The following is a 20,489-nucleotide window of genomic DNA, read 5'->3' as shown; positions in this document are numbered from 1 at the left end:
CTACAAACACAAAATAGGCTCTCACACTAACAGTAATGTTTTGGCCCTCTAACTGAAAGAGGCGATCGTGTATGATCCAGTATCCGTTTCAGCGCAAAATGATACCTGACTATGCCTTCATTCTCTCTGCTCGAACCGCCTCAGCCACACGGGGCTCGCGACACGCTTTTCTGGACAGCGCCCCCGGGTAGTGCGTCTGCACTGGCGTTAACCCAGGTAGCTTCTAGCGCCCCGCTGCTGGTAATTACACCCAACACGGCCAGCGCTCAACGTCTGGAACAAGACCTGGCGTTCTACAGCGATGTCCCAGTACTGCCATTCCCTGATTGGGAAACCCTTCCCTACGACAGTTTTTCTCCGCATCAGGATATCGTCTCGGCCCGCTTGCGCACGTTACGCCAGCTACAAGACGGTGTTCGCGGCATTGTATTGGTGCCTATTAATACATTAATGCAGCGCCTTCCCCCGGTCTCGTATATCGCGGGGCGTGTAATGACGCTGAACGCGGGCGCCAAGCTTAACCGGGATACCTTTAGGGAGTCGCTTACCCGGGCAGGGTATCGCGCCGTTGAAACCGTGTACGAGCCTGGCGAATACGCCATACGCGGCGCACTAATTGATCTTTTTGCGATGGGGATGGATGAGCCGATTCGTATCGACTTATTTGATGATGAGATCGACACACTTCGTCATTTTGACCCTGGCAGTCAACGCTCAACGGGCAAGATAGACACGCTGGAACTACTTCCTGCCCATGAGTACTCGCTTAGCCGCAGCGCAATCGCCTGCTTTCGCGAGCAGTTTGAAACCCTGTTCGATGTCGACCCTCGTCAGTGCCCGCTCTATAACGACGCTCTTAAAGCCATACCTTCGCCTGGGCTCGAGCACTATTTGCCGCTATTTTTTGACGAAACGGCGTCTTTGTTTGATCACGTAACCGATGATACGCGGGTGGCGCTGCTACCCGGCGTTTTCCAAGCCGCCGAACAGCACTGGCAATCCATTGAAGCGCGCTACATCAATTTGGGCGTTGACCCTACCCGCCCACTACTGCCGCCTCGCCGGGCATTTTTCCCGGTTAGCGATGTATTTTCGGCGATCAAATCACGCCCTCGTATTGAACTCACTGAAGACGAAGCGCATCGTCATGCCTTAATGCCAGAAGCAAAAGCGCTCCCGCCGCTGGCCATTAATGCACGAGCCAAACAGCCACTGAGTGAATTGGAAGGTTTTTTAAATAACGAACCTGATACACGGGTCCTGTTTGTCGCTGAATCACGCGGGCGGCGCGAAGCATTAGAGGAAGTGCTTGCACCGCTCACCCTGTCACTGCCTTATGTTGATAGCTTTCAGTCATTTCTTAAAAGCCAACACCCCTTCGCGATCACGGAAAGCCTGGTAGATAGCGGCTTATGGCTTACTGACCCTAGCCTTGCCATTATTAGCGAAACGGAACTGTTTGGCGAAGTCGTTCGCCAAAGCCGACGGCGTGAAAAAGTCACTGATGACAATGAATTAGCGGTTCGCCACCTTTCAGAACTTCGCGAAGGGGCACCCGTTGTTCATCAGGCGCATGGGGTAGGACGTTACCTGGGGCTAGAAACCCTCGCGGCCGGCGGTCAGGCCAACGAATTTTTAGCCCTCTCTTACGCCGATGGCGCCAAGCTTTATGTACCCGTTGACAGCCTTCACCTTATTTCACGCTACAGCGGCGCTGATGATGAGCTGGCACCGCTGCATAAGCTGGGTTCTGATCAATGGGAAAAGGCGCGCCGTAAAGCGGCCGAAAAGATTCGCGATACTGCCGCTGAATTGCTGGATGTTTACGCAAGACGAGAAGCCCAGCAAGGGGTTGTCTATGAAGCGCCAAGCGATGAGTACGTGCGCTTTTCCGCTAGCTTTCCGTTTGAAGAAACGCCTGATCAACAAGCGGCCATTGAAGCCGTCATTGAGGACATGGTTTCTCCGCAGTCCATGGACCGCGTGGTATGTGGTGATGTTGGGTTTGGCAAAACCGAAGTGGCCATGCGTGCCGCGTTTCTGGCCGTGCAGTCAGGTCGCCAGGTCGTCGTTCTCGTGCCGACCACGCTGCTCGCCCGCCAGCACTTTGAAAACTTCCGTGACCGCTTTGCCGATACGGCCGTCAATATCCGTTTGATCTCGCGCTTTACGGCGGGCAAAGAGATGACCCAGACGCTCGAAAGCATCAAAAACGGTCAAACCGATATCGTGATTGGCACCCATAAGCTGCTCTCCAAAAGTGTTGAGCTACCTCAAATGGGTCTACTAATTATCGATGAAGAGCACCGCTTTGGCGTTGCACAGAAAGAAAAGCTTAAAACCCTGCGTGCAGAGATTGATATTCTCACCCTCACCGCCACCCCTATCCCGCGTACACTTAATATGGCGATGAGCGGCATTCGGGATCTTTCTATTATTGCGACACCGCCCGCTCGCCGCTTGTCAGTTAAAACATTTGTACAGCAGCGTGATAACAGCATTATTAAAGAAGCCCTGCTACGGGAAATACTTCGCGGTGGTCAGGTCTACTTCCTTCACAACGAAGTAAAGACGATTGAAAACGCGGCTCAACAGATCCGCGAACTGGTGCCAGAAGCTCGCGTAGCCGTGGCGCATGGCCAGCTCCCTGAACGCAGCCTTGAACGCGTAATGTCGGACTTTTACCATCGCCGTTTTAATGTATTGGTATGCTCAACGATCATTGAAACCGGCATTGACGTACCCAGCGCCAATACCATTCTCATAGAACGAGCCGACAAGTTTGGCCTGGCGCAGCTGCACCAACTACGAGGACGCGTAGGCCGCAGCCACCACCAGGCCTATGCTTACCTGCTTACGCCTCCCCCCAAGGCCATCACGCGCGATGCGGTTAAACGCCTTGAGGCTATAAGCGCCTCTGATGACCTTGGCGCTGGGTTTACTCTGGCAAGCCACGACATGGAAATTCGTGGCGCAGGTGAGCTACTAGGAGATGAACAAAGCGGCCAAATGGAAACTATTGGCTATACTCTTTATATGGAAATGCTGGATCGAGCAGTGAAAGCAATCCGTGCTGGCAAAACACCTAATATTGAGGCGCCCTTCAATACTGGCGTAGAAATTAGCCTGAACCTGCCAGCACTGATTCCAGATGACTATATTCATGATGTACAGCAGCGGCTTGTTATGTATAAGCGCATTGCCAATACACAAAGCGATAGTGAGCTTAAAGAACTACAGGTCGAGCTCATTGACCGCTTCGGCCTCCTGCCACAGCCGTTGAAGAACCTGATACGTCAAACAAAGCTACGCCAACGCGCAGAGCAGCTGGGTATTAGCCGTATTGAAGCAGGCGAAAGCCGTGGCCGGGTGCTGTTTGATGGCACAACGAAGGTCGACCCACTCACCCTGGTTACGTTGATTCAAACATCGCCCAAGCACTATCGCCTGGATGGTTCAGACACCTTGCGGTTTGAATTTACCATGGAAAACAGCGATCAGCGTTTCGAGCAAGTTGAAGCACTTATAACGACCCTTAATCAAAAAGTAGCGGCGGCGTGAACCTTGGGGCAAACTGACGGCAAGCAACCATTGTTTGCCCGTTTACGCGTACTAGCAGTGCACTAACTTATTAGGAAAGATCATGAACATTCGTCACAAATTCAACCTTTGGGGTCCTACCAGCCTGGCAGTATTGTTGGCAGCCTCCCTTACTGGCCCTGCTTATGCGCAAACCGCATCTGAACAAGCAGAAAACGCGCCCGCGATCGCCGATGAATCCGTGGCAAGCGCTGAGCAGGTTGCCGACACGCGTGAACTCCCCCGCGGGCATTTTCGACTCCCTGACCAAGGCGACATTATCGGTGAGTCGTATACCATCACGGTTGACGACCCCGCTGAGACTCTCATTGATATCGCTCGTCGTCATAATATCGGCTACGAAGAAATTCGCATGGCCAACCCCGGCGTCAGCATGTGGGTGCCTGGCGAAGGAACGGAAATCGTTATTCCAGCCCAATATATTTTACCGCCTGCACCACGTGAAGGGGTTGTTGTTAACCTTTCCGAACTGCGTCTGTATTACTACCCTGCCGACAACCCGGGCATCGTTGAAACGTATCCGGTGAGCGTGGGCCGTGAAGAGTTTGCAACCCCCGTTGGCATTACACGCACGACCATTAAAGTAAAAGACCCGGCGTGGGCCCCTCCTGCCTCCATGCGTCGTGAAGCGGCCGCTCGCGGCGAGCCAGCGCCCTCCGTAGTGCCTGCTGGGCCGGACAATCCTTTGGGCGAACATGCCATCCTGCTTGCCATGCCGAGCTACTTGATTCATGGCACCAACCGCCCTGATGGCGTTGGCATGCGCGCCAGCCGCGGCTGCATTCGTATGTACCCTGAAGACATTAAGTCACTCTACGAGCGCCTGCCAAGCGGTACGCAAGTAAACCTGATGGATGCGCCTTTTAAAGCTGGCTGGGCAGCGGATGGCACACTATTCGTGCAGTCCTACCCGCAGCTTGAAGAGAACGTGGGTGACTTTGAACCGCTCCTGGATGCCATTGATCGCGTTGATGCACTAACGGAGGACCAGGTAGCTGTCGACTATGCCAAAGTAAAAAGCGCCGTAGAATCACCTAACGGCCGTTTTGTAGCCCTTTATGGCCCTCAGGCACAGTCAACCGTAGAAGAGGAGCCTGCCAGCCGTAACAGCCTGCTTGAGGAGGTAGAACTTAGCCACCTACAAGCGACTGAAGAAGATGCTTAATCTAAAATAGACAAGCAATAAAAAACCCCGCCGAGGCGGGGTTTTTTTACATCTTCAGCAACCGCTGAGTCAAACATCAACCCAGTGGTCCAAGCAGAATTACTTCTGCATGGAGCGCTGGAACATGCGGTTCATTTCTTCACGGTTTTGCTCAGTCATCTGCAGTGCAGCATTCGCGTCACGCTGTGCCTGGTTTGCAGTGTTCAGAGCTTGTGAAGCCATGCTGCGTGCTTCTGCGGCATCAGCCTGTGCAGATTCAGCAGTCATGCGAACTTCTTCCAGAGCGCTGGTAGAAGCACAGCCAGCCAGGATTGCCAGAGAAGCGGCAGCGGCGGTCATTTTCAGAGTCGTTTTCAAAGTCATAATGTTCTCCTTGAGTCTTCCTTGGGTACAACGTTAAGGGTATGACAAACCTAGGCTAATTGCTTAGCTGCGCTTTGTCTACCTGCGGTGCAGGTTCTTTTCAGTGACTTGTGCATGAGCACGCTAGTCAAACGCTGTTTTATAATAGACCACAACGCTTGTCTATAGCCACTTGTAGAAAACCTCTTACTTCCTTCAACAACATAAGACTAGCCGATCACGACGCGAGTGCCAATATCAACAAGCTGCACAACTCGCTCAATTTGCTCATTTGTTACCGCCACGCACCCTTGAGTCCAGTGGTAACGGCTATGAACATCAGGGTCTGCACTGCCGATACCATGAACACCAATGGCTCCACCCAGCGCCGTATTTTGCGGGGGATGGCCATAACGGCGGTAATAGTCGAAATAGGCTTCATAATCGCTTTGCGAGTATATGCCATTTTCTAACGCCATCCGCGCATGGGCCGGCGTAGGATAATCGATACCGATAAAGATATGCCATCGACTTTCGTAATTAAAACGATTAATACGAAATTCGCCCAGTGGCGTAACGTTATCCCCCCTTACCCGCTGCGTTTTCGCACCTGAGCGACCCAGCGAAACCGGGCTAAAAAGCTCCACCAGCGTATCGCCACGATACACGCTAAGTGTAGATTCTTGATCATTTATCAATAACCATACTTCGTTGCTGTAGCGGGGCAAATGAGCCCGGGACAGCAACGTCTCAACCAGGTCTATCGGCTGTGAGTTTAGCGTAGCATTTGACGTAGCAGCGCTGGCAACTACTGGCCAGCCAAGCGCCAGCGCTAAAAAGCGGCGACGGTTTAAAGGCATAGGTTAGCTCTCAAAAACAGGTTAGCTCAGCACTGGCCAACTAAGCATTTCTTGAAGGTGTTATACCTTATATACACCGCGTCTGTCAGCGATTTTGAGAACAATTTAACCATGTGGACACGCCAAGCCCTGCCAATGAACCGCTAGTCAACGCAGCGCTAAATATCGTCAAACTTTTGCATGCTGCTGACCAGCTTACGAATTTCTGCTTCGTGCCCCTCTGCCAGCGCATTAAAAAACTCCGCTTCTGGCGGTATAGCGGCTCTGGAAGCGCGATGCTCATAGAGCGCTTGAAGCTTTCGATTGGACTCAACGGCCATGCGCGCTATTTCATCGACTGAATTCCATTCAGACTTTTCCGTAAGGCGCTCAAGCTCAGGCGGCTGAGGAAACTCACTTGACTCATCAAACCAGGTCTCCAATACGTCTCTATGATCAGAACCATCATGAAACAAGTCATCAAGCCCCTGCTGCATTCGAAGCTCTCGGCTGGCTAGATAAGTCAGCACCATGGTCAAACGCTCGTTATCTGTCTTATCGGCCGCCTCGCTGTACTGACGAGCCATACGCTTGTGAAAACCTTCAGCCCATACGACTAAGTCCTTGACCTGGTTGTAGCGCATCCGTGTCTCCTTTTCAGTCGTTCTATCATCTCGGTAACAGTATGCTGCTTTATGAGCGTAGCCGGTCAGGATAGATTCGTCATGTGACAGCTCACCACTCCTGGCTTGTCTCCCTTAGGGCGGCTATTTCCTGCTTGGCATCGCTTATGTAATCAAGCAATTGCTCTCCCAAGCGTTTCTGACTCCCCATGGCGATCATGGCGGGATTAGTGACGGTGCGCCGTGCAGCCCCGTCGCTGCTGTGCAACTGCTCTAATTTGAACGCCAGCCAGTTTAGCCAACTACCCGGTTCACGCATCACATCACGCAGCCGCTGAAGCTCTGCCATGGGCGGACCATCAAGGGCTAATAACTCACGCCAGGCATGGTTTTCCAGACGAGCATGTTCGGTGACTTCTTTAAGCAGCGAACACAACGCTAATTCAAACAGAGCCAAGGTGCTCTCTTCGAGCGCCATTTGACGAGCGACCGCATGCTCATCCTCACCAACAGGCATACTTACCAGCAGCTCGGCCTGATAGAGCAGTTGATTAGTACGGGAGCGGTCGCTCATTTACGCTTGTCCTCTACGTGCCACTTGCCTGCATCAAACGTTGCTTTCCATCCCGTGGCTTTGCCTTCTTCATCGGTCATCACGTACTGCTCTTTGCTTTTACGCGAAAAACGAATTTGAGCTGGACGACCATCCGGGTCTTCGCTGGGCGCTTTGAGAATGAAGTGATACTTCTCAGGTAGCTCGTCAGCATGAGCTTTCAGCTCCTTCACCAACGGCGGACGCGTTTCACGATTTTTAGGGAACTTACTGGCTGCTAAAAACAGGCCGCTTGCCCCATCGCGCAATACGTAGTGGTCATCCACTTTCTGACAGGCAAGTTCCGGCATCGGAATCGGGTCCATCTTGGGCGGCGCCACTTCACCATTTTTCAATAGCTTGCGAGTGTTCTTACACTCGCTATTGGTACAGCCAAAGTACTTGCCAAAGCGGCCGGACTTGAGCTGCATTTGTGAACCGCACTTATCGCATTCGATAACCGGGCCATCGTAGCCTTTGATCTTGAACTTGCCCTGCTCTATCTCATAACCATCACAGTCAGGGCTATTACCGCAGATATGCAGCTTGCGGGTTTCATCAATCAGGTAGTTATCCATTGCCGTGCCGCACTTATGGCACCGATGTTTGGCACGCAAGGCGTTGGTTTCGGCCTCTTCACCGGCATCCGCCGCTACTGCTTCCTCACCCGGAATCAAATCGATCGTGGTTTTGCAGCGCTCTTTGGGCGGCAGGTTATAGCCACTGCAACCTAAAAAAACGCCGGTAGATGCAGTACGAATCTGCATCTTGCGGCCACACGAGGGGCAGTCAATATCGGTTGGCACGGGCTGGTTGGGACGCATCCCATCATCGCTTTCTGCCTTGGCAAGCTCTTCACGAAATTCACCATAGAAGGCATCGAGTAGCGCTCGCCAGTTGCGTTCGCCTTCAGCGACCTCATCCAGGCTATCTTCCATACGTGCGGTAAAAGAGAAGTCCATCAAGTCAGGAAACGACTCTTTCAGGCGCTCGGTAACGATATCCCCCAGTTTCTCGGCATAAAAACGCCGATTTTCCAACTGCACGTAGCCGCGATCCTGGATCGTCGAAATTATCGACGCGTAGGTAGAAGGACGACCAATCCCTTGTTTTTCAAGCTCTTTAACCAGGCTTGCCTCGGTATAACGCGCCGGGGGCTTGGTAAAGTGCTGCTGAGGGTCCAGCGTTTCCATCGCCATCGGCGTGCCTTTGGGCAAATCGGGCAGCGTCTGGTCTTCGTTTTTACCGCTCGGTTTCATGACCCGCGTATAGCCGTCAAACTTCAGAACACGCCCTTTAGCGCGTAGATCGTAGCCATCCACTTCCACGCTCAATGTGCTCGACAGATATTCGGCCGGCGTCATCTGGCAGGCGACGAACTGACGCCAGATCAACTCATACAAACGCTCAGCATCGCGTTCCATAGCCGCTAAATCGGTTGCCTTGCGCTCAACGCTGGATGGGCGAATCGCTTCGTGAGCTTCCTGAGCACTCTCTTTGCTGCTATAGCGATTGGGCGTCTCGGGCAGGTAGCGTTCACCGTACTCGCTGCCAATAAACTCACGCGCACTTTCAACCGCATCCTTCGAGAGGTTGGTAGAGTCGGTACGCATATAGGTGATATAGCCCGCTTCATACAACCGCTGGGCCATAGTCATGGTTTTCTTGACCGAGAAGCCCAGGCGCCCACTGGCCGCCTGCTGCAACGTAGAGGTAATAAACGGCGCCGTTGGTTTGGAGCTGGTCGGCTTATCTTCGCGCGAGGTAATCGCAAGCTTTGCATTACGCAACGCCGCAATACGCGACATCGTGTCTTGCTCAGACGTCGGCTTGAAGGCCTTACCATCCTGCTTGGCGAGTGCAAAGCGCACCAGTTCGCCGTCTGGTGAGACTAAATCCGCGTGCACATCCCAAAATTCCTCAGGGATAAACGCGCGAATATCCCGCTCGCGCTCAACAATAAGACGTACTGCGACAGATTGAACGCGGCCAGCGGAGAGGCCACGGGCCACTTTGGCCCACAGCAGCGGCGACAGCATAAAGCCCACCACGCGGTCCAAGAACCGCCGCGCCTGCTGAGCTTCTACACGAGGAATATTGAGCGCACCAGGGGCTTTAAACGCATCCTGGATCGCATTTTTAGTGATTTCGTTAAAGACCACACGCTTATAACGGCTGTCGTCTCCACCAATGGTTTCCCGCAAGTGCCACGCAATGGCTTCCCCTTCGCGGTCCAAATCCGTTGCCAGATAAACGGCATCTGCCTTTTCAGCAAGTTTCTTTAACTCAGCCACTACCTTTTCTTTGCCCGGTAGCACTTCATACTGGGCTTCCCAGCCGTTGTTGGGATCAATACCCATACGCCGAATTAACTGATCGTGGCTCTTGCGCTTTTTATACTCTGCCTTCTCTTCCGCCGACATTTTACGTGTTGCCGCGGCTTGGCGAGCGCGCTCCTTGGGGTCGGAAGCAGCCTTGCCCGAGCCGCTGGTCGGCAGGTCACGAATGTGACCCACGCTCGACTTGACGATGAAATCGTTGCCGAGATACTTATTAATCGTCTTCGCTTTCGCTGGCGACTCGACGATGACCAGTGACTTGCCCATAGTGCTCCACTTTTCTATTGCTTGGGCCGAGAGCCCGCGCTCTGAATACGGTACCGCATGGTTTTGAGTTTGCGGCGTTATTTCACTCGCCGAGACAAACATACGGATGAAAAAATGCGCCTACCCTACCCCAGGCCTTCACTTAGCGCCAGTGTCAACCGAACAGTAGTGAGAAAAGCTTACTTTTTTATACCGAAGTAGCTAGACACTAGACTGACGTTACGAGATCAGCAACCTACTATTTCTTTCATAAGCAGAACGCCCCTACGGTAAAGTAGAGGCGTTCTTTTTCAATCAGGATCGATTAACGTTTGCGGGGACCCTTGCCTTGACTCACTGGCGTGTCGGTCTTTTTGGCCTCACCCGGTGGGCTCTCAACCGTGGTTGCCTTATTGACGGCCGTTTTTTTGACCGCAGGCTTGGCCGGGCGCGCTTTATCAAACAACGCTTTTACCTGTACAAAACGTTCTGCCGCGTGTTCAGTAAGCTCACCGCTTGCTGCAAACACCTGCTCCAGGTTTTTAATATAGCCATCAATCGCACTGTTGCTTTCACCGGCCAGTAACTCAGGTAGCGTATTCAGCGCCCTTTCACGATCAAGTTTTAAAATAAAAAATTGCTCGCGCACCAACCGCTTGAATTCGCAAAGCTCGATGTCTGACTCAAGCTTCGTCCTTGTGGCACGTAACTGCTTGAAGTTGCGCTCATCGGTGGAGGGTGCTCCACCCAACACGTAGATTAATGAGCGCATAATCGCTTCATGCGCGCCCCCTTGGGCAATGCGCTCACCTAACTCTTCCCGGCGCCGCGCCAGGAAGCGACGATGCTCAGGCTCAGCGCCCGGCCTCCTGCGGTGTACATGCGCATCACCATAAAGTCCGACAGCCGCCTGTAGCAGTGGCTGGCCATAGACATCCATAAACAGACGCTCTGTACTGCTATCACGCAGATCCCGCCAGGCATTCAAGGCGGCTACGATCTGGTCAGAATGCATCGTCTCTAGCGCTTTAAAGAGATTATCTGGACCAATTTCCTGACGATTCTTGCGTATTGCTTCCGCCATTACCGGCAGGGCGACAGATAAAGGATTGCGGTCCGACAGCAGCTTGTAGCCCAAGCGGATAGGATGCATACGCCGAATAAAGCGCGCTGCTTCTGGCGTCATTATGGCCCGCAACCAGGGCTGCACATACAAACGATACAAGCCCAAATTTATCTCGGAAATTCGGGCAACCGTCGCGAAACGCCGGTCATCGTCCGCATCATGGTGTACTTCACAATCCAGCTCTTCAAAGTTACGCGGCGTAAATTCCAATAAGTAGTCACGCTCATACAACGCGGCATCGCTACCCTCTGGCGCCTCGGTAACCGAGGTTTCATACAGCCCCGGTGGCAGCACATCGATGTAGTCCATATTGGCAGTAAATTCAGAGTGCTCTTTGCGGGATACGCTGCCGGATACGAAGATCCCCAAATGGCCGGTCGTATCATGCATGCAGTAGACGATGGTTTGGTCGTTGGCGATGATATCATCGGTATCTTCGTATAAATCACGAATCCAGCCCAGCGCCTGAGGGGGCGGGGTAATGTCGTCACCGCGCGAACAGAACACCACCACCGGTGAACGTAGATTACGCAGATCAATCCGCCGCCCGTCACGGGTTACCAGTTGGGCCGTCGACAACCGGTTACCGACAAATAAATTATCGACGATGTACTGGATTTCTTCGCCACCCAGAACCACGTGCCCGCCCCACCAGCGCTCAAAATCAAGATAACGCTCAGTTTCTGTGTCGATGTTAGCGTACAGGTGGTACTGCTTTTTCCAGTACGTATTGGCAGGATTCAAGCGCTCAAAGTTTTGCACCAGCCAAGCGCCATCGAATAAGCCGTTACCCATATCACTGGTGAATGCCGTGATCCAGCTCCCCCCCGTCATGCCGCCGGTATAACGCATGGGCGCATTGCCATGCTCCCCCGCCCAGTAAGAGAGTGGCGCCCCCGCGATCAAGATAGGCCCAAAAACGTCCGGCTCAAGTGCGGCTGCCATCATCAACTGCCAGCCCGCTTGGCAATTGCCTACCACCATGGGCTTTTCACTTATATCAGGATGCAGCTCAATCACATGGCGTAGAAAAGCAACTTCTGCCTCGACAACGTCCTCAACCGTTTGCCCCGGCTCAGGGAAGGGCAAGAAGCCAATAAAGTAACAAGGATGCCCTGCTTTTAATGCCACGCCTAACTCACTGTCAGGCTTAAAGCCACCAATACCAGGGCCGTGCCCTGCACGCGGGTCAACCACCACGAACGGGCGCTTGCGGGGGTCAGCGACGGTATCTTCAGGGGGCAATACACGCAGCAATTCATAGTTGGTAGGCTGGGCAAGCGTGCGACCATCAAGCAGCACTTCGGTTTTGAACCCAAGCACACTCGGCTTGGTTTGTTCCATGTGCTCCAGGTACTGGTTGCCACGCTCGCGCATTACATCCCAATAGAGCACGCTACGCTCAACGCTATCTCGCCAGTAATCGGCCGCGGCACGCCCAAACCCAAAGGGGTCCATGAAAGAGGACAGCGTCTCACTGCCCGGTAGCAACGTGGAGGAATCGTTTGACTGTCCCCAACAGGTACGTGTTAATGAGTTAGCGGTAAGCAAAGGGTTGGCGAGAAAATTCATAGGGTCTCCCTAGGGTGAATGCGCTGGCGATCAACCTAAAAACCATGATGCTGCGATGCAATATAGCTTAAGCCACTTCTCAACAGACGTCGATGGGTAACACCACTGATTTACCGCAAGCGCTGCAAACTAGCGACACGGCAGGCATAAACAGTGGTAGCATTTTTAGGTAGCGTTAGTAATTCGTAACGCTCGCCGTATTATTCGCCGCCGGAGGGCAATTCTCTTGAGGTTGTTATGTCATCCCCTAAGCTGCTCAATCGCCTAACGTTTCGTCAATTACAAGTCTTCCAGGCGGTATATCGCCAACGCTCTTACTCACGCGCAGCAGAACAGCTAGGGCTTACCCAACCCGCCGTCAGCGCTCAGATACGCCAACTGGAGCAGGCACTTGGCCAGCCGCTGTTTAAATATGCGGGAAAAACGCTGCATGTGCTGCCTGCCGCCGATACGCTGGCGCTATCAACAAGAGAAATCTTTAGTCAGCTCTCCCGGTTGCAGATGAACCTGTCAGACATCAATGGAAAAATTTCCGGGGAGCTCAACCTGGCCGCCGTGTCGTCAGCGCAGTATATCGTGCCGTATATACTGGCCCGCTTTCGCGCAAGCTACCCTGATATTCATGTGCGCTTAAAGGTGTGTAACCGTAGCCAGGCGCTTGAGCGCTTGGCCGAACAGCAGGATGACCTGGTGATTATGGCCATGGTGCCCGAGGATGATCGCTTAGTCGTGACGCCCATCATCGATAATGAACTAATAGCAGTGGTATGGCCTGACCACCCTTTACTCGCCATGCTGACGCCTACTCTGGCTGATTTTTCCCGCCACTATGTGTTAATGCGCGAACCAGGCTCCGGCGTGCGCAATGCCTTTGAACAGCTTGCTGCTTATCAAAAAGTCGCGCTGCCGCACCGTATTGAGCTCGGTACTAACGAAGCCATCAAACAAGGGGTTATGGCGCATTTAGGCGTGGCCGTGCTGCCACGGCTTGCCGTGCAGCTAGAGCTTGAGCAGGGTCTTTTGTTTGAACTTCCGCTACCGGATTTTCCCATCCGCCGCGCATGGTGCACGGTTTATCGCCTTGAGCGCTTTCCCACACCTGTGGCTGAGCTTTTCATGCGGTTTATTCACGAGCATGTCACTGAGTATCAAGACTACTTTGCAGCATCTCCTAGCCCCTTACCAAGCCACGGTGTTGCCTGTTTGCCCATGCCGGTAAGCTAAGTTGACGGTGTCTTGTTAATCACCAGATATGTTACATTACACCTACTACCTATGTATTAATTAGTAATCTGTTAATTGGCAACGTATTAATCGGCATGATTGGGGGGCAAGCGCTTACGTTTCTATGATAAGCCTTGCCTGCCGCACAGTAGAGAGGCTCTATTCCTATGAGCAACAACCCCACACAGCGTGTACCCAGCGGCCAGAAATTCCGTAATGAACACGGCACAACGGCGATCAAGGATGGCATGAAGGTGCGCAGCGCGCAGGCTGAAGCCCCATCTCTTGAACGCAAGCCCAAATGGCTGCGCGCTCAAATTCCCGGTGGCGAGCGCTTTGAAGCCGTTAAGCGCAATGTCTCTGAGCATCGTCTAAGTACCGTCTGTGCTGAATCACACTGCCCTAACATGGGCGAGTGTTGGAGCAATGGAACTGCCACCATCATGCTGATGGGGTCTGTGTGTACCCGCGCATGCCGTTTCTGCGCCGTTGATACGGGCAATCCCAAAGGCTGGCTGGACCACGAAGAGCCCGAAAACACCGCCAAGTCCGTCGAATTAATGGGGCTTCGCTATATCGTCCTAACATCGGTTGATCGTGATGATCTGGACGATGGCGGTGCGAACCATTACGCAAGCTGTATCCGTGCTATTAAAGCGCGCACACCAGACGTGGTCGTTGAAGCGCTGACACCTGATTTCGATGGTGAACACGCAGCCATTGAGAGCGTTGTGGATTCGGGCCTTGAAGTGTTTGCGCAAAATGTCGAAACCGTTGAACGCCTGACCAGCCGGGTTCGCGACCCCCGTGCAGGCTATCGCAAAACACTCGACGTTCTGGCCTACGCGAAAAAGCATCGCCCCGATGTCATTACCAAAACCAGTATTATGCTGGGTCTTGGCGAAACCGATGAGGAGATCCTGCAAACGTTTGATGATCTTCGTGAAATTGGTGTCGATATTGTGACACTCGGCCAGTATCTGCGCCCCACGAAAAACCACCTGCCGGTTGAGCGCTGGGTAAGCCCTGAAGAGTTTGATCGCTACCGTGTGCTAGGGCTTAAAAAAGGCTTTATGGAAGTACCTTCTGGCCCGCTGGTTCGTTCAAGCTATCGCGCTGACCGAGTGTTCGAAAAGAACAATCTCGGACTGGCCTCACCGGCAGCGATCCCAGGCCAGGAGTCTGACCCTAATATTATTCCCGCCCTAAACGTAGGCTGAAAAAGAATTAAGCACGGACTTAACCAGAGCAAGTCTAAACAAGAAGCCGCCGCGAATATTAACTATCGCGGCGGCTTCTTTTTATGTACTACCATCGCCTGCTTTACGGAAACCACTGCGATTAGCCGATAGTCACCAGCTCTCTGTTCAGCTTCAGTGCCAGTGCAGATGCCAGTTGCTGGCCTACGTGATGCTCATTAGGCAAAGCAACAAGATCAGCCAAGCGAGTGACCGCCATACCTGCGTAGCCACAGGGATTGATGCGCTGAAAAGCAGAAAGGTCTCCATCCACATTCAACGCGACGCCGTGGTAACTGGCTCCCCGCCGAATACGCAAACCCAACGACGCTATTTTGGCCTCGCCCATCGGGCTTTTGACATACACACCCGGTGCATCTGGGCGTGCATGTGCACTGACGCCATAGTCGGCTAACACCGTAATGACTGCATTTTCCAGTGCAGACACCAGGTCACGCACGCCTATTTTACTGCGCCTAACATCCAATAGCGGATACAGCACTATCTGCCCAGGGCCATGATACGTTACCTGCCCGCCACGGTCGGTTTGCACCACAGGTATGTCGCCTGGCATCAGTAGATGCTCAGGTTTGCCTGCCTGCCCTTGGGTGAAGACAGCGTCATGCTCTACCAGCCAGAACTGATCCGGCGTCTCACTGTCACGAGAATCCGTCAGGGCGCGCATTTCTTCCCAGACGGGCAGATACGGCCTGCGACCCAAGCAGTGCAGCTCAACAGGTGCAGAACTACTCACTCACAACACCATATGAACACGGCCAGTGGCTTTTAGCTCTTCAAACAGTTGGCTAATTTGCTGCTCGCTGGTCGCATTAATCGTGATGCGAACGGATTGAAAACGACCGTTTCGACTATCCACCACTTGCAGCGTCGATTCATCAAAATCCGGTGCGTGACGCACCACGATTTGACAAACACAAGCCGTAAAATCCTCAGCAGCATCACCCACTATTTTTAAAGAGTAGTCACAAGGAAAAGTGATCTTGGGGGCTTCTTCTGCCACCGGCTCGCGCAGGTCTCGAAATCCCTTTTTCGTATCCTTAGTCATAACGCGCCTTTTATTGAAGGTAAAAAAGGCCCAGGACGCACCTGAGCCGAATCACTTAGTCAGTGAAGTTCGCAATTAAACCGCTGAAGAAGCGCTGAACCTGATCAAAAAGGCGTTTAAACAGCCCGCCCTCTTCCACATTTTCAAGTGCTACCAATTGGCGCTCGCCAACCATCTCTTCACCCAAGTAGACCTCTAGCGTGCCCACATCATCACCTACCGCAATAGGTGCTTGTAAGTCAGAGTGTAGATTAAGACGAGCACGCAGCTCTTCATTACGGTTGCGCGGAAGAGTCATAAACACTTCTTCATCCACCCCCGCACGCAATTCGTTAATGTCACCCCCCCAAACACGCGGCGTTGCAAGCACAGCACCACGCTCGTAGAGATTCATGGTTTCGTAGAAGCGAAAACCATAGCTTAAAAGCTTCTGAGTTTCCTGCGCGCGCGCTTCATCCGAATTGGTGCCCATCACAACAGAAATAAGCCGCATACCGTCGCGCTCAGCTGACGACACCAGGCAGTAGCCCGCAGCATCTGTCCACCCCGTTTTCAAACCATCTACTGACGGGTCACGCCACAACAGGCGGTTACGGTTGGGCTGATCAATTCCGCCATAAGAGAAGTGACGCTGCGAGTAAATGGCATAATGCTCAGGGTAATCATTAATAATATAACGTGAAAGTCGCGCCATATCGTGAGCCGTCGAGTAGTGATTCTCGTCGGGAAGGCCGGTTGCATTCTCAAAATGGGTATTTTCCATTCCCAAACGTGCCGCATGCTGGTTCATTAGATCAGCAAAAGGAGCTTCCCCACCTGCCAAGTGCTCAGCCATGGCCACGCTGGCATCATTACCGGATACAATAACAATACCGTGCAGTAGATCATCCACGCGGACCTGATTGCCCACTTCGATAAACATTTTCGAACCGCCGGTGCGCCAAGCATTTTCACTGACGTTAACCAAATCGTCCTCTTGAATGGTACCGCGGTCTAACTCGCGCTCTACCAAATAGGCCGTCATGAGCTTGGTCAAGCTTGCTGGCGCCAAGCGCTCATCCGAGTTGTGTTCGACTAGAATTCGTCCGCTATTGGCATCCATTAAAATCCAGGAACTAGCAGCAAGCTGCGGAGCGGCTGGAATAATCGTTTGCGGCTGAGGTATGACTTGAGCCGCAGCCGGCAACGCAACAGCCGTCATGGCCGCAAACAAACATAATTGGGCAGAGCGGCGAATCGACACGAATACATTCATCACTAACATCTCACTTGCAAGAAAGTGGCGCTAAGCACCAAAGAATATAAAAAATGAATTATCTCACGATAAAAACTTGAGGAAACCCCGCTTGACGAAGTGCTTCCCGAGCCTGGGTCTCTTGAGCCGGTGTTACTGGCCCCACCTGCACACGATGCACATTAGCCTCATTCATTACACGAACGCTGTGAGGCAATTCGTCTGTCAATCGCTGGCTAAGCTTACGAGCGCTATCAGCGCTTCCCAGCGCAGCAATCTGAAGGTAATAGCCGTCTGACACCTCACCCTCAGCGGGGTTATTAGAGGCCACAGACGGGGCTGCTTGAGGTACGGGTGCGGCTGGCGTGGGCTCGGCAACGGGCGCATCCGCATTCGGCGCAGTACTCGCGGGCGCTCCGCCGCGCTCAGCTAGCCAACGGTCAGGCTCAATGGCCTCGACTTTTACTCGTCCTGTTCCATTATCCAATATGCCCAACCGGGCGGCGGCTGCGTAAGAAAGATCTATTTCTCTATCGCTATGAAAGGGACCACGGTCGTTAACACGGACAATCACCGACTGCCCGCTGTCCAGGCTGGTAACGCGTGCAAAGGTGGGCAACGGTAGCGAGCGATGCGCCGCCGACATTTTATACATGTCGTAAATCTCGCCATTTGAGGTCGCATAGCCATGAAATTTTTCGCCGTACCACGAGGCCAAACCTTGCTTGGCATAGCCAGAAGCATCCGGCATTACATGGTACTTTTCACCCCATACTTCATAGGTTGGGCGGTTGCCTCCCGCAGAACGCGGTTCATTACGTGGTACAGCATCCGGCACGGTGGATACATCCGGCGGCGCAACAGGATACGCATCCCCATGCATGGCATAGCGCCCACCTCCACTGGCAGTAGTACTTGCGGCGGGTGCAGCGTCAGGTTGAGTTTGAGATGGCGTAGCAACACGCTGAGCTTCACGATTCGCGCAGCCGCTTACCAATATTATCAAGGCGATCATACTGCCTACTTGCCAGGTCCTTGATTGCAACATGTTCATCCTTGTTCCTCAGCCTGCTGTTGAATGGCCTCAGCTAACTCTGTCACTGCCATGGCGTATAAATGACTGTGGTTATAGCGTGTAATAACATAAAAGTTGTTTTCACCCAGCCGATAGCGTAGCTGTCCATCATCCATCTCAAACACCAAGGGCATCACAAGCAAAGTATCGTTAAGCGCTTCTTGCGGCTCAATCCCTTGCTTGGCTGTCTCAGCCACACTCATGGTCGGCGAAGACGTTTGGTTAAACGTCAGCGCTTGGGGCAACACTTCCGGTCCCGTTGCTTCATGATAAATGGCACCATCACGCCGCCAGCCATGCTCCGCAAAATAATTCGCGACGCTACCGATGGCATCCACTGGGTTTTCCCATAAATCACGAATGCCGTCATCGTCAAAATCAACGGCATAGGCCTGGTAACTAGTGGGAATAAATTGAGGATATCCCATTGCGCCTGCATACGAGCCATAAAGTTCAGTCGGGTCGACCTTTTGCTCATGGGCGATCTGTAAAAAGGCGGCTAGCTCACCACGGAAAAAATCCCCTCGACTGGGGTGATAAAACGCCAGTGTAGCCAGTGAATCCAGCACGCGATGGCGCCCTTTATGGCGGCCATAGTACGTCTCTACGCCAATAATGGCGGTAATAACATTACCCGGCACGCCATAAACATCTTCCGCACGCGCCAGGGTCTCAGCGTGCGCTTGCATAAAGGCAGCGCCCTCTTCGATACGCTGCTCCGTTAGAAATATATCGCGATACTCGTGCCACTTTAAGCGGCGCTCTGCCGCGCCTTCCATGGCATCCAGCACCTCTTGAGAATACGCTGCTTGAGAGAAAGCATCGCGTAACCACGCTTCCGGTATGCCTTGGGCGATTAACTCATCTACCAATATCTGGGTGCGTTCATTATGTTGCAGGTCCACCCCTTCCGCCGAGTGCTCCTCAGCGAATACGGCAGGCATCGAGCACGCTATTAGCGCGGCGACAAGGCAACTGCCAGCTTTATTTCGGGCCCTTTTTATCAACTCACCACTCCTTTGAAAACACACCGCCCTGACTGAAATACTAACGTGGCAATAGCCGACGATGGGCATGAATAGACATGAGAATACCGAACCCTGCCAACAAGGTCACGCTAGAGGTGCCACCATAACTCACCAAGGGCAGCGGCACGCCTACCACGGGTAAAATGCCGCTAACCATTCCCACGTTTACAAACACATAAATGAAAAAGGTGAGAATGATACTGCCGGCAAAAAGACGTCCAAACGTATCCTGTGAAGAAGCCGCCAACCAAATACCGCGACCTACGATCATCAAGTAAAGCGCCAATAAAACCAGCATCCCGATAAGCCCAAACTCTTCACCCAATACGGCAATAATAAAATCAGTATGCCGCTCAGGCAGAAATTCAAGCTGCGACTGCGTGCCCTCCAGCCACCCTTTTCCCCATAGCCCTCCACTACCAATGGCCGTGGTTGACTGGATAATATTCCAACCCGAACCTAGGGGGTCGCTTTCTGGATCAAGAAAGGTTAACACCCGCTGACGCTGGTAATTGTGCATATTCATCCACAAGAGCGGCACACACGCAGCCAACAATGCACCAACAAATCCAATCAAGCGCCAGGAAAGACCCGCGAGCAAAACCACGATGACAGCCGCACTGGCCACCAGTAACGATGTACCCAAGTCCGGCTGAATAGCGGTCAATACAACCGGCACACCAATGATCACCGCGCACACCACAATATCTTTTAATCGCGGTGGAAGCTGGCAACGATTTAAATAGGCAGCCACCATTAACGGAACCGTCAGCTTCATCATCTCTGAGGGCTGAAATCGGATAACGCCAGGGATCTCAAGCCAGCGCTTAGCCCCCATGCCAATATCACCGGCAATTTCCACTGCCAATAACATGATGACCCCTGCACCATAGGCAAAGGGTGCCCAGCGTAAAAACGTGGTCGGTGACAGCTGCGCCAATAATGCCATCACCGCCAGCGCAACGCCAAACCGCATCGCCTGAGCGATTACCGACTCAATACGCTGGCCAGACGCACTATATAAAACCAGTAGGCCGCCCACCATTAAGACCAACAAAAGGCCTAATAGCCAAGGGTCAAGATGGATGCGTTCCCAAATACTTTTACGTCGCGCGATACCGCTATCGGGCGGTCGAACGGGATAACGACGCAATGGGCGGGTAAGCGTCTGCCAAGGCAT

The 20,489-nt window shown here is 52.9% G+C and carries 16 protein-coding genes; 4 read left to right on the top strand and 12 right to left on the bottom strand.

All coding sequences use genetic code 11. The features are described from left to right. Positions 1-111 precede the first annotated feature (111 nt). The gene (gene mfd, locus ACT3T7_RS10055) at positions 112-3,561 is read left to right on the top strand and encodes a transcription-repair coupling factor (protein ID WP_444630949.1); all 3,450 of its coding nucleotides are present in this window, start codon (positions 112-114) and stop codon (positions 3,559-3,561) included. 82 nt (positions 3,562-3,643) lie between these two features. Then, positions 3,644-4,765: a L,D-transpeptidase family protein gene (locus ACT3T7_RS10050; RefSeq protein ID WP_172118381.1), complete on the top strand. Its 1,122-nt coding sequence runs from the start codon at positions 3,644-3,646 to the stop codon at positions 4,763-4,765. Positions 4,766-4,864: 99 nt separating this feature from the next. Here the strand turns inward: ACT3T7_RS10050 and ACT3T7_RS10045 are convergent, their stop codons facing one another. From ACT3T7_RS10045 to ACT3T7_RS10020, 6 genes are all read right to left on the bottom strand, one after another. Beyond that, positions 4,865-5,128, bottom strand: a complete 264-nt coding sequence (locus ACT3T7_RS10045) for an Lpp/OprI family alanine-zipper lipoprotein (RefSeq protein WP_087107516.1) — start codon at positions 5,126-5,128, stop codon at positions 4,865-4,867. Between the two features lie 209 nt (positions 5,129-5,337). Beyond that, entirely contained in the window at positions 5,338-5,967 is a 630-nt protein-coding gene (locus ACT3T7_RS10040) for a L,D-transpeptidase family protein (RefSeq protein WP_172118380.1), read from the bottom strand. Between the two features lie 158 nt (positions 5,968-6,125). Next, positions 6,126-6,590, bottom strand: coding sequence for a 2-hydroxyacyl-CoA dehydratase (locus ACT3T7_RS10035; RefSeq protein WP_172118379.1), 465 nt, complete (start codon positions 6,588-6,590; stop codon positions 6,126-6,128). Between the two features lie 91 nt (positions 6,591-6,681). Further along, the gene (locus ACT3T7_RS10030) at positions 6,682-7,143 is read right to left on the bottom strand and encodes a DUF6586 family protein (RefSeq protein ID WP_444630948.1); all 462 of its coding nucleotides are present in this window, start codon (positions 7,141-7,143) and stop codon (positions 6,682-6,684) included. Then, positions 7,140-9,767 carry a type I DNA topoisomerase gene (topA, locus tag ACT3T7_RS10025; protein ID WP_172118377.1) on the bottom strand — a complete coding sequence of 876 codons (2,628 nt, stop codon included), beginning with the start codon at positions 9,765-9,767 and terminating at the stop codon, positions 7,140-7,142. The genes ACT3T7_RS10030 and topA overlap by 4 nt, the downstream gene beginning before the upstream one ends. A gap of 304 nt (positions 9,768-10,071) precedes the next feature. Beyond that, the gene (locus ACT3T7_RS10020; protein WP_444630947.1) at positions 10,072-12,444 is read right to left on the bottom strand and encodes a DUF3141 domain-containing protein; all 2,373 of its coding nucleotides are present in this window, start codon (positions 12,442-12,444) and stop codon (positions 10,072-10,074) included. Between the two features lie 237 nt (positions 12,445-12,681). Here ACT3T7_RS10020 and ACT3T7_RS10015 point away from each other — a divergent pair, with 237 nt between their 5' ends. After that, entirely contained in the window at positions 12,682-13,668 is a 987-nt protein-coding gene (locus ACT3T7_RS10015) for a LysR family transcriptional regulator (RefSeq protein WP_193053129.1), read from the top strand. Positions 13,669-13,835: 167 nt separating this feature from the next. Then, positions 13,836-14,888 (top strand): lipoyl synthase, encoded by a 1,053-nt coding sequence (gene lipA, locus ACT3T7_RS10010; protein WP_444630946.1) that lies wholly within the window; start codon positions 13,836-13,838, stop codon positions 14,886-14,888. A gap of 121 nt (positions 14,889-15,009) precedes the next feature. On the opposite strand, the gene lipB is transcribed toward lipA, so the two are convergent. The 6 genes from lipB to rodA form a co-directional block, all read right to left on the bottom strand. Further along, entirely contained in the window at positions 15,010-15,660 is a 651-nt protein-coding gene (gene lipB / locus ACT3T7_RS10005) for a lipoyl(octanoyl) transferase LipB (RefSeq protein ID WP_444630945.1), read from the bottom strand. Next, positions 15,661-15,972, bottom strand: a complete 312-nt coding sequence (locus ACT3T7_RS10000) for an HP0495 family protein (RefSeq protein WP_444630944.1) — start codon at positions 15,970-15,972, stop codon at positions 15,661-15,663. Positions 15,973-16,027: 55 nt separating this feature from the next. Beyond that, a complete protein-coding gene (locus tag ACT3T7_RS09995; RefSeq protein WP_444630980.1) occupies positions 16,028-17,227 on the bottom strand; it encodes a D-alanyl-D-alanine carboxypeptidase family protein in 1,200 nt (399 codons plus the stop codon). 58 nt (positions 17,228-17,285) lie between these two features. Beyond that, on the bottom strand, positions 17,286-18,260 hold the full coding sequence (locus ACT3T7_RS09990; protein ID WP_444630943.1) for a septal ring lytic transglycosylase RlpA family protein: 975 nt from the start codon (positions 18,258-18,260) through the stop codon (positions 17,286-17,288). Continuing rightward, complete coding sequence (gene mltB, locus ACT3T7_RS09985; RefSeq protein ID WP_444630942.1) at positions 18,257-19,225, bottom strand: lytic murein transglycosylase B; 969 nt, start codon at positions 19,223-19,225, stop codon at positions 18,257-18,259. The genes ACT3T7_RS09990 and mltB overlap by 4 nt, the downstream gene beginning before the upstream one ends. Before the next feature lie 103 nt (positions 19,226-19,328). Beyond that, entirely contained in the window at positions 19,329-20,489 is a 1,161-nt protein-coding gene (gene rodA / locus ACT3T7_RS09980; RefSeq protein ID WP_444630941.1) for a rod shape-determining protein RodA, read from the bottom strand.

Source organism: Halomonas sp. 111 (assembly GCF_052379685.1).
GTDB lineage: Bacteria > Pseudomonadota > Gammaproteobacteria > Pseudomonadales > Halomonadaceae > Vreelandella > Vreelandella citrativorans.
Note: the sequence above shows the minus strand (reverse complement) of the source record. Positions and strands in the feature narration are given on the sequence as shown.